Origin of the sequence: Comamonas sp. SCN 65-56 (genome assembly GCF_001724135.1) — a bacterium.
GTDB lineage: Bacteria > Pseudomonadota > Gammaproteobacteria > Burkholderiales > Burkholderiaceae_C > Comamonas_C.
In genome coordinates, this window is the sequence record NZ_MEDS01000022.1 from 25,456 (window position 1) to 32,293 (window position 6,838).

6 protein-coding genes are annotated in these 6,838 nt (G+C 60.7%); all 6 read left to right on the top strand.

What is annotated here, in order from left to right; genetic code table 11:
* The first annotated feature begins 4 nt into the window (after nt 1-4).
* Genes ABS45_RS12230 through qatD form a run of 6 tightly spaced genes read left to right on the top strand, consistent with a single transcriptional unit; the run spans nt 5 to nt 6,534 of the window.
* On the top strand, nt 5-931 hold the full coding sequence (locus ABS45_RS12230) for a restriction endonuclease (protein WP_291555810.1): 927 nt from the start codon (nt 5-7) through the stop codon (nt 929-931).
* A gap of 58 nt (nt 932-989) precedes the next feature.
* Entirely contained in the window at nt 990-1,577 is a 588-nt protein-coding gene (locus ABS45_RS12235) for a poly-gamma-glutamate hydrolase family protein (protein WP_291555811.1), read from the top strand.
* Nucleotides 1,574-3,517, top strand: coding sequence for a Qat anti-phage system ATPase QatA (qatA, locus tag ABS45_RS12240; protein WP_291555812.1), 1,944 nt, complete (start codon nt 1,574-1,576; stop codon nt 3,515-3,517). The genes ABS45_RS12235 and qatA overlap by 4 nt, the downstream gene beginning before the upstream one ends.
* The gene (gene qatB / locus ABS45_RS17635; protein WP_366246629.1) at nt 3,517-4,401 is read left to right on the top strand and encodes a Qat anti-phage system associated protein QatB; all 885 of its coding nucleotides are present in this window, start codon (nt 3,517-3,519) and stop codon (nt 4,399-4,401) included. The genes qatA and qatB overlap by 1 nt, the downstream gene beginning before the upstream one ends.
* The gene (gene qatC, locus ABS45_RS12250) at nt 4,398-5,765 is read left to right on the top strand and encodes a Qat anti-phage system QueC-like protein QatC (protein ID WP_291555814.1); all 1,368 of its coding nucleotides are present in this window, start codon (nt 4,398-4,400) and stop codon (nt 5,763-5,765) included. The genes qatB and qatC overlap by 4 nt, the downstream gene beginning before the upstream one ends.
* 13 nt (nt 5,766-5,778) lie before the next feature.
* Nucleotides 5,779-6,534 (top strand): Qat anti-phage system TatD family nuclease QatD, encoded by a 756-nt coding sequence (qatD, locus tag ABS45_RS12255; protein WP_291555815.1) that lies wholly within the window; start codon nt 5,779-5,781, stop codon nt 6,532-6,534.
* Nucleotides 6,535-6,838 lie beyond the last annotated feature (304 nt).

The following is a 6,838-nucleotide window of genomic DNA, read 5'->3' on the forward strand; positions in this document are numbered from 1 at the left end:
CGGCGTGAGCTTTCCCGCTGACATCAAGGGCTGCATGAAGGACTGCATCCTGTCGCTGTTTTGGCCGCGCAAGGACATCGTGGGCTTCTTTGAGAAGCACGGATGCACGAAGGCAGAGATCTCGAATCTACAACTGGAAGGCGAGAACGCGCTTAAGCGGCACGAAGTCGTCGATGCTCTTTTCAACGCACTAGCCGCACGTTCAGATAACGGTCTTGGTCCACTTCGCGCCATGCTGCAGTCACTGCTGAACTGGTCGCATTTCGATCCGTATTACTTCGACAAGCTGCGCAAGCTGGACCGGAGTGCAGCGCACAGAAATCTGGAGCACCTACGCCAACTGCAGGAGATTCGGGACGCCAAGATCAAGGCCGATCGCGAGCGCCGGGCCGCGCAGGAAGCCGTTCACCAGCAACCCACCGCGTCGCTAGAGCAACTGCGCGCTGAGTACCTCGATTTGCTCGCGAACAAGACTTCGCGTCAACAGCGTGGTTACGCACTGGAACGCATCCTTGCCGAGTTGTCCCGCCTCTCGCACTTGGAGACTACCGAGGCCTTTCGCGTGGTCGGGGAGCAGGTCGATGGGGCAGTGAAGTTCGACGGAGAACACTATCTCATTGAAGCGAAGTGGCAGGAGCGTTCAGCGAGCAATGAGCCCGTCTACCAGTTCGCGGGAAAGGTAACGGGGAAGCTCTACGGGCGGGGACTGTTCATCTCAGTGAATGGCTTCAGTCCAGAGGTTATCCGTAGCCTCGTCATCGGCAAGGAAATTCAGACGCTCTTCATTGACGGAGAAGATCTGATCTTGGTGCTGGAAGGGCACCTGAATATGCGAGAGATGATCGATCGCAAGGTAAAGGCGGCGCAAACCAAAGGACTAATTTATGTCCATCCCATATCGGGCGCCCCGAAGCTTTCGGAGCGTCAGTGATGACCAAGCTGCCGACGACCAAGCGAGCTCAAGAGTGAGCGGCCTGGCGTCCAGCTATATGGGATATGCCGACCTTGCCAAGTCCCAAACCGAAGGCAAGGACTACAAGGTGCTCCTACGCCCGGTCGCGGGTTCGTCGAGTGCTGTCATCGCGCCCCATGGTGGCCGCATCGAGCATTACACCTCAGACATCGCACGTGGCATCGCCGGCGATGACTTCAATCTCTACTTGTTCGAAGGAATTCGGCCATCCGGCAACTACTCCGCGTTGCATTTGACGAGCCATCGATTCGATGAGCCGCGTTGCTTGGAGCTCTTATCTCTGTGCGATCACGTGATCGCTGTTCATGGGTGTGGAGGTGACGATCCAAAGGTGCTCCTTGGCGGGCTGGATGACGAGTTGAAACTGGCGATTGGCGCAGCGGTAGGTGGACTTGGAATTGAGGTTCAAAGCAACGGCCACTCCTTTCCTGCTACAGATCCGACGAACATCTGCAATCGGGGGCGCCGCGGCGTTGGCGTTCAGATCGAGCTAACGATGGCACTCAGGCTGAACGGATCCTGGGATACGGTATGTGCGGCAGTCCGCTCGGTACTGCTGACATTGCCGAAGGCGAGGCCAGTTGGGGGAGAACAACGCGAATGATTCTGAGCGACAACGAGACCAAAGTTGATCTGCTGAATAACGAGGCGATCGCCGCCACGATCATCGGGCTGCTCCGCGCCAAACCCGATCATCCGATGACGATCGGCGTACATGGGGACTGGGGCGCGGGCAAGTCCAGCGTCCTCGAAATGATCGAGGCAGGTTTCACAGACGAGGACGACGTCCTTTGCCTCAAATTCAATGGATGGCGCTTTCAGGGCTTCGAAGACGCGAAGATAGCCCTGATCGAGGGGATCGTGACGGGGCTGGTCGAGAAGCGTCCGGCACTGAACAAAGCTGCGGCCGCCGTCAAGGATGTGTTTCGCCGCATCGACTGGTTGAAGGTTGCCAAGAGAGCCGGTGGCTTGGCCATAACCGCATTTACCGGCATTCCGACGCCCGATCAAGTCGGCGCAATCGTCGGCTCGCTCGAAGCGGTGGTGGCGGACCCAGCCAAGCTCGCGACGAAGGAAAACATCTCGACGGTCATCGACGAGGTGAAGGCTGTGCTGAAGCCGAGCGAGGCCAAGAATGTGCCGGAGGAAGTGGAAGCGTTCCGCAAGGCATTCGACCGCCTCTTGAAAGACGCTGGCGTCAAGCAGCTCGTTGTCCTGATTGACGACCTCGATCGTTGCCTGCCCGACACCGCGATCGAGACACTCGAAGCCATCCGTCTTTTTGTTTTCACGGCGCGGACGGCATTCGTCGTTGCGGCCGACGAGGCAATGATCGAGTACGCGGTGCGCAAGCACTTTCCCGACCTGCCCGAAAGTACGGGGCCGCGGGACTATGCACGCAACTATCTCGAAAAACTCATCCAGGTTCCGTTTCGAATCCCGGCCTTGGGGGAGACGGAGACGCGCATCTACGTCACATTGTTGTTGGCTGGCGCAGAGATTGGTGAGGGAGACGCGGACTACGCGAAGCTGATCGCGGCAGCAAGGGAGAAGCTGAAGCGTCCATGGACCAGCGGCGGTCTGGACGCACCAACCGTCAAGACGGCACTCGGCAAGCAAGCCGAGAAGGCCAACAACGCGCTTGCACTCAGTGAGCAGATCGGTCCTGTCCTTGCAAGCGGCACGAAGGGAAACCCGCGTCAGATCAAGCGCTTTCTCAATACGCTGCTTTTGCGCGAGCGCACCGCGACCGCACGCGGATTCGGCGATGACATCAAGCTGCCCGTGCTCGCGAAGCTCATGCTCGCAGAGCGTTTCATCCCGAGACTATTCGAGCAGATCGCCTTCGTGGCAGCGATCCATCCGGAGGGATTGTGCGAAGACCTCGAAACGCTGGAGCAGGGTTTGGCGGCGGCTGATGGCAACGAATCCCAGGCTGGTGAGGGAAAGGGGCAGAAGGCCGCCGAGTCAGCTCCCGCACTCGACAACGCTGTGTTGACCGAGTGGAAGTCGTCGGACGCCGTGCGCAATTGGGCGCGCCTTTCACCGAAGCTGGCTGGCCTGGATCTGAGGCCCTACTTGTTCGTGACTAAGGACAAGAAGGACTACTTCGGCCCTGTGTCGGTGCTGGGTCACTTGGCCGGCGTGGTTGAGAAGCTGTTCGGCGGCAGGATGACCGTCCAAAGCCACGAAGCCGAGTTGAAGCAGCTCGTGCAGCCCGAGGCTGAGAAGGTGTTCGAGGCCGTGCGCACCAAGATCATGAGCACGGGCACCTTCGACACCAAGCCGGCGGGCGTCGACGGCCTTCTAGTCCTCGTGAAGGCGCAACCTGGCCTGCAGAGCCGGTTGATGGACTTTCTCGAGGCGCTCCCAAGCAGCAAGTGTGGTCCGTGGGCTGTCGGCGGCTGGCAGGGCGTCATCAAAGACACGGATTGCTCTTCCCGCCTGACAAAGCTGCTGGGCGACTGGAGCAAAGTCACCAACAACGCCGCCCTCAAGGCGACCGCCGAAGCGGCCCTCAAGGATCTGAAGGGAGGGCGCTGATGGGGACTTCTACGGCCTATGGCGGTCCTGCCGGCGGAACGCCACTTATTCCATCGTGGCTGGGCGGCGCCGATGGCGGTGACGCTCCGGCCCCGCCCGCGGAGGGGGGCGCAGGGCCGGAAGGCCAGCAACCCGCGGATGGTGCTGCGCCGCCGTCACCGCCGAATCGTCCCCCCATTCCAAAGACGGCCGACCCTCAACGCTTCTCCGCCGCTCGCAACAGCTTTACCCGATTCGCCGGTTCTGGTGGCAGCGACCGGGTCAACTTGGGCCGCGCCGTCTCACGCTACGTCTCCACATCTGCCGGCGGTGCGCGTCAAGCTGCCCAACGGATGGGCGCTTCGCGCGGAGCCGGCGCGCGGCTTCTCGGCTTTATCGCTGACGCACAAGCACGCGGAGTGCGCGAGGCGCTGCGTGCACTGGACCTGGAATCGTTGGCGGGTCGTCCGCTTGCCGAAATCTTCGTTGGGCTGGCCGACTACATCTGTCCGGGCGCAGGCACCGTCGATGAAGGCATCGCCCGCGAGGCGTACATCGAAACGATTGTCGAACTGGCAAGCGAAGGGCTCACCGATCTGACTACGTTCACGCCAGATCAGATGCAGACAGTCTTTGAACTGTATGCCACCCATGCCATCGAGGCGCGCATATGCAATGACATTGGTACCAAGGCAGTGACCATGCCGGTAGATGCGCAGGCCGCACACCGCGTCGAGCAACAGTTGCGCGACTTCATCCGAGGCGCAGTAAGCGACGCGCTGACGCGGGCCCAGGCCAAGACACCCAACCTCACGCTCGATCAAATTCAGGGTTTCGTGGACACCGTTTACGAGTCCGCATTTGCAATCCTGCAAGCGTTGGGCGATGCGGAGGCGAACCCATGAAGCGACAGCTCTTGGCAGGCCGCTTCGGTCCGACTGACCGCATCGCCGTTTCGGCAGGCGCCGAAGAGCAGAGGACCTACCTTCAGCTCGTCGCTGGCGAGAAGTCCTTGGATCATGGAATCGGTGGCGCGCTGACTAGCTTGAAGAATATCGGCGTCTTCCCATCGGAGATTGGCATTGACCTGCTGGTGCTCGCCGCTCACGTTCACGCGGCGGACACACGCATCTCACGCGCCGAGCAATCGCAGGATTCTTGGACTCGCGAGATACGCCTGGTTGTTCCGGTCAGCGACCCGGCCCGCTGGGGCGCAGTTGCGCCCACGCTGAAGAAGGCGCTGGACTTCTTGACGGGCGACCGCTGGGTAATCGGGTTCAGGGCACGTCCAGCCAGGTTTGCGACGATCGCTCAGAACGCGCCTCCGAGCCTTATCTCTCCACCCTTCGATGCCCTCAGCCTGTTCTCAGGGGGATTGGACAGCCTGATTGGCGCAATCGATCTGCTTGAGGAAGGCGCAACGCCCTTGCTAGTCAGCCACTTCGGTGAGGGCGCAATCAGCGATGCGCAGGGCAAGCTGTTCATGAGCATGAAGAGGCACTACGCCAAGTTGCCCTTCGAGCGACTGCGTGTTGGCATGACGTTCAAGAAGGGCCTCGTGAAGCACGTCGGTTCGGAGGACAGCACGCGTGGTAGGTCGTTCTTGTTCTTCGCCCTCGGCGTGTTCGCAGGTACGGGGCTGGGCCGGCGGTTTGTCCTTCGCGTTCCGGAGAACGGGCTAATCGCCCTGAATGTGCCTTTGGACCCTCTGCGGCTGGGTTCGAACAGCACCCGCACCACGCACCCTTACTACATGGCAAGGTGGAATGACCTACTCGGCGAACTCGGAATAGACGGCGAGATTCGAAATCCGTACTGGGACAAGACTAAAGGTGAGATGGCCGCAGCTTGTCGCAATCCGGCGCTCTTGAAGACGCTGGCGACAGACTCGTTGTCGTGCTCGTCCCCAACCAAGGCTCGATGGCAAGGACATGGAATTGAGCACTGTGGCTATTGCTTGCCGTGTTTGATTCGCCGCGCAGCATTGACGGCGGCGTGGGGCACGGGACACGACCCGACGACGTACACAGTGCCGGACCTTCACGCGCAACCGCTGGATACTCGTCAAGCGAACGGTGTACAGGTCAGGTCGCTCCAGTACGCGATCGAGCGCCTGAAGGGGAAACCGCAGCTCGCGAACCTTCTGATTCACAAGCCCGGCTCGCTCGCCGATGAAGCTGCGCACCTTGATGAACTTGCTGATGTCTACCGGCGCGGCCTAGACGAAGTCGCACGGCTCATTGACGGCGCAGAGGCGCGGCCGAGCTGACGATGGTGCCTTCATGAACGTGACCGCCGGGCTTGTTGACTTCCACTGCCACCTCGATCTTTACCCTGACCATGCCGCGGCGGTGCGGGATGCGGAGGCGGCCGGTGTGTTCACGTTGGCGGTGACGACGACGCCTCGGGCCTGGCCGCGCAATCAGGAACTCGCACAGCACACAAAGTACGTTCGAGCGGCTCTAGGACTGCACCCGCAGTTGGTCGCGGAGCGAGAGAGTGAGATCGAGCTGTGGGAGCGGCACCTTGCAGAGACTCGCTATGTCGGAGAAGTTGGCTTGGACGCTGGTCCTCGTTTCTTCAAGTCACTCGATGCGCAGCGGCGCGTGTTCCAGCACGTTTTGCAGCGCTGTGCGCAGGCAGGTGGAAAGATCATCACGGTGCACAGCATTAGATCGGCTAAGTCCATACTCGATCTGGTCGAGGCGTATTTGCCGCCAGGGCGCGGAAAGATCGTTCTTCATTGGTTCACGGGGACAAAGAGTGAAGCAAGACGCGCCGTGGAGCTGGGCTGCTACTTCTCAATCAACGCGGGAATGCTAGGCAATGAGAGGCATGCTCCGCTGGTGCAGACCATCCCCTTGGATCGGATGCTGACGGAAACCGATGGCCCCTTCACTCGCACTGGAGACAGGCCGTCGCAGCCGACCGATGTGGCCAGTGTTGTAGAGGCATTGGGCCACTTGCATCACTTGCCTGTCGCTGATGTGGCCAGCCACATTCGCGACAACCTACGGGCGCTGGTGGGAAAGGAATGACCAACTGTCGCCAGTTCCTGGCGGCGCTTGGGTCCCTGGTGTTTGAGCCTTCACGAACGCGCCGAACGGCATGGCGGCCACGAACTACTACGACGACCTCATCTCTCGCTTGATCGGCGACGGCGTCCCGCTGCCGGCAGTCATCGAGTGACCTGCCCCGGGAATTTCGCCCACTCGGTTACTTGAAAGTGGCTCCGTGGTGGATGGCGCATAGGAAATTCAAAAGGTCCCCGGAAGCCCCATTGGGAGCTGGGTTGGCAGCCGATACCGGCTTGACGGGCCTGGAACTGACGCCTGAGCCATT

What these genes read in the sequence shown, in the direction of transcription:
- ABS45_RS12235 (WP_291555811.1), top strand. Translation starts at nt 990, where the DNA reads ATGGGATATGCCGACCTTGCCAAGTCCCAAACCGAAGGCAAGGACTAC.
- qatA (WP_291555812.1), top strand. Translation starts at nt 1,574, where the DNA reads ATGATTCTGAGCGACAACGAGACCAAAGTTGATCTGCTGAATAACGAG.
- qatB (WP_366246629.1), top strand. Translation starts at nt 3,517, where the DNA reads ATGGGGACTTCTACGGCCTATGGCGGTCCTGCCGGCGGAACGCCACTT.
- qatC (WP_291555814.1), top strand. Translation starts at nt 4,398, where the DNA reads ATGAAGCGACAGCTCTTGGCAGGCCGCTTCGGTCCGACTGACCGCATC.
- qatD (WP_291555815.1), top strand. Translation starts at nt 5,779, where the DNA reads ATGAACGTGACCGCCGGGCTTGTTGACTTCCACTGCCACCTCGATCTT.